The organism is Hymenobacter agri, from assembly GCF_054778495.1.
The window spans coordinates 1-3,066 of record NZ_BAAGZM010000523.1 but is presented as its reverse complement, the minus strand read 5'-3'; the positions used below and the strand labels follow the sequence as shown (position 1 = coordinate 3,066).

The window sequence follows — 3,066 nt, the reverse complement described above, 5'->3', positions numbered from 1 at the left end:
ACCGGCCCGGCCGCCGCGCCCGCCGCCAAAGTAGTGGCCGATAACCCCGCCCAGCATCCCACCTTCACGGTGCGCGTGGTGGGCAAGGGTCAGCCCATGCTCCTGATTCCGGGCCTGACCTGCCCCGGCGCGGTGTGGGACGAAACCGTGGCTCACTACCAACGCCAGTACCAGTGCCACATCATCTCGCTGGCCGGTTTCGGCGGCACGGCGCCCGCCGCCACCCTGGCCGACCCGCTGCTGCCCGCCGTGCGCGACCAGCTGCTGGCCTACATCAAAACCCAGAAGTTGAATAAGCCCACCGTGGTTGGCCACAGCCTAGGCGGCTTCATGGCCCTGGCCCTGAGCGCCGCCCAGCCCGATGCCATTGGCCCGCTCGTGATTGTGGACTCGCTGCCCTTCATGGCCGCCATCCAAAATCCCGCCGCCACGGCCGAAGGCATGAAGCCGATGGCCGCCCAGATGCGCGAGCAGATGAAGCAGGGCCACCAGCCCGTGGCCGTGCAGCGCCAGATGGTGGCCGGCATGGTGACGGATTCGGCCCGGCAGGCCCTGGTGATGCGCTGGGGCTCGGCTTCGGATGCGCCCACCGTAGCCCAGGCCATGTATGATATGTACACCATCGACCTACGCCAGGATATCAGCCGCATTCAGCAGCCGGTGCTGGTGCTCGGGGCCTGGGCTGCCTACAAGCAGTATGGCTCGACCAAGGAAAGCACCCGCGCCATCTTCACGCAACAATATGCCAAGCTGCCGCAGGTGCGCATCGAGATGTCGGAAGCCGGCCGCCACTTCCTGATGTACGACGACACGGCCTGGTTCCTAGGCCAAGCCGATGCTTTCCTGAAGCAGCCGACGCTGGCGAAAAAGTAGTCCGCGTGCTTGCTTTGCAGGCTCAACTCTCGTCTTTTTTCTGCTTTAGTTCAATGGAAACGGTAATTGACTTGGATGCGCTGCGGCAGGAGCTGTCGGTGAAAGCCAAAAACGGCCTCGACTTTATAGTAGCCGCCAGCGTGGTGTGGGCCGCCCTGGCCGGGGTGTGGCTGCTGCCGGGCTCGGCCACGCACCGCAGCTTCATCACTTTCTTCGTGGGCGCGCTCACGCTGCCGCTGGCCTGGGTATTGTCGAAGCTCTTCAATACGACCTGGACGCTGCCCCACAACCCCCTGCAGCCGCTGGGGCTATGGCTGAACTTCGCCCAACTGTTCTACTTTCCATTTCTGATTTTCATGTTCGGCCACCAGCCCGCCTATTTCATCATGGCCTACGGCATCATCACGGGCGCGCATTTCTTCCCCTACGCCTGGTTCTACCACGCGCCGCCCTATGCCGCGATGGCGGGCGTCATTTCGGTGGGCAGCCTGCTGGTGGGGCTGCGCACGGCCGGCACGGCGCCGTACTGGGTGCCCGTGTTCGTGGCGGGCTGCCTGCTGCTGCTGGCGGGCCTGCTGCTGCGCCTGTATCAGCAGCGGGCGGCGGTGCCGGTGCGGGCCGCGGTGGCAGCATAATCCAGTTACTCCTTCCTTTTTTAGCTTGCCAGATGCCTCGTTCTTCGGCCCGCCCGCGCTTGTATTGGATACTCCAGATTGGCGGCTGGAGCGCGTTTGGGCTGCTGGGCGGCGTGCTGGCCACGGTGTTTGGCAAGTTCAAGCCCATCATCATTCCCATCGAAATCATTGTGGCGGGCTCGCTGCTGCTGGGCAGCCACCTGCTGCGCCTGTACCTGCGCCGCCACGGCTGGACGCGCCTGTCGCTGCCCCTGCTGCTGCCCCGGCTGCTGCTGGGCAACTTGTTGGTGGCCGTGGGCAGCATGGCCCTCACCGGCGCGCTCATCACGGCGCTGTATTGGCTGACGGACCCGGCCAGCCAGGCCGGCAAGAGCTTTCCGTGGCTGCAGTACGTGGGCTACATCGCCAACTCGTTTTTCTTCATGCTCCTGTGGTCGGCCGCGTATTTCAGCCTGCATTATTTCGACAACCTGCGGCAGGCCGAAATTGAAAAGTGGAAGCTGGCCACCGCCGTGCGCGACGCCGAGATGCGCACACTCAAGGCCCAGATTAATCCGCATTTTCTGTTCAATGGCCTGAACAACATCCGGGCGCTGGTGCTGGAGAACCCGGCCCGCGCACGCGAAATGATGACGCACCTCTCCGACCTGCTGCGCTACTCGCTGCAACTAAATACCCGCGAGCAGGTGCCGCTGGCCCGCGAGCTCGAAACCGTGCGCCACTACCTCACCCTCGAAAGTCTGCAGCTGGAAGAGCGCCTGCACTACACCCTCGACGCCGACCCCGCCACCCTGGCCACCCCACTGCCCCCTATGACGCTGCAACTGCTGGTCGAGAATGCCATCAAGCACGGCATCACGCCACGGCCGGGTGGGGGCGAGGTGCACGTGGCGGCCCAGCTGGCCGGCCCGGGCCAGGTGCTCATCACGGTGCGCAACCCTGGCCGCTACCAGCCCAACCCCACCGCGCCCGACCACACCGGTATCGGCCTGCCCAACGCCCACGAGCGCCTGCAGCTGCTGTTCGGGCCCTCGGCCAGCCTGCACGTAGGTCCCGATGCCCACCTGCCCGATACCGTGACGGCCGAGCTGCGGCTACCGTTAATCAATGAGTGAATGGCTGAATGGGGTTAGGACCGCTGCAGCCATTCTCCCAACCAGCCATTCGCTCATTCAGTAATCCACCCACTCACCCATTGAATTATGAACGTTCTACTCGTCGACGACTCGCGCCTGGCGCGCACCGAGCTGCGCCACCTGCTTCAGTCCTTCCCCGATGTGACGGTGGTGGGCGAGGCGCGCCACGCCGACGAAGCCCGCGCCCAGATTCAGGCCCTGCGCCCCGATTTGCTGCTGCTCGACGTGCAGATGCCCGGCCAGACCGGCTTCGAGCTGCTGGCCTCGTTGGAAGCCGCGCCGCAGGTCATCTTCACCACGGCCTACGACCAGTACGCCTTGCAGGCCTTCGGCGTGAATGCCCTCGACTACCTGCTAAAGCCGGTGGAGGAAACCCGGCTGGCGGCCGCGCTGGCCAAGGCCCGCACGCGCCTCAGCCCAGC

General features: G+C 65.1%; 4 protein-coding genes. All 4 read left to right on the top strand.

The annotated features are described in order from the left end of the window. A partial coding sequence (locus ACYVDE_RS18750; RefSeq protein WP_460503072.1) for an alpha/beta fold hydrolase occupies window positions 1-873 on the top strand: 873 nt, incomplete at its 5' end. Window positions 874-926: 53 nt separating this feature from the next. Continuing rightward, window positions 927-1,508: a DUF7010 family protein gene (locus ACYVDE_RS18745; RefSeq protein WP_460503071.1), complete on the top strand. Its 582-nt coding sequence runs from the start codon at window positions 927-929 to the stop codon at window positions 1,506-1,508. 32 nt (window positions 1,509-1,540) lie between these two features. Further along, window positions 1,541-2,623 carry a sensor histidine kinase gene (locus tag ACYVDE_RS18740; protein ID WP_460503070.1) on the top strand — a complete coding sequence of 361 codons (1,083 nt, stop codon included), beginning with the start codon at window positions 1,541-1,543 and terminating at the stop codon, window positions 2,621-2,623. An 87-nt stretch (window positions 2,624-2,710) separates the two neighbouring features. Beyond that, the coding region (locus ACYVDE_RS18735; protein WP_460503069.1) for a LytR/AlgR family response regulator transcription factor at window positions 2,711-3,066 on the top strand (356 nt) is incomplete at its 3' end.

Excerpts from the sequence above, each read along its gene's own strand:
- ACYVDE_RS18745 (WP_460503071.1), top strand. The coding sequence starts at position 927 with ATGGAAACGGTAATTGACTTGGATGCGCTGCGGCAGGAGCTGTCGGTG.
- ACYVDE_RS18740 (WP_460503070.1), top strand. The coding sequence starts at position 1,541 with ATGCCTCGTTCTTCGGCCCGCCCGCGCTTGTATTGGATACTCCAGATT.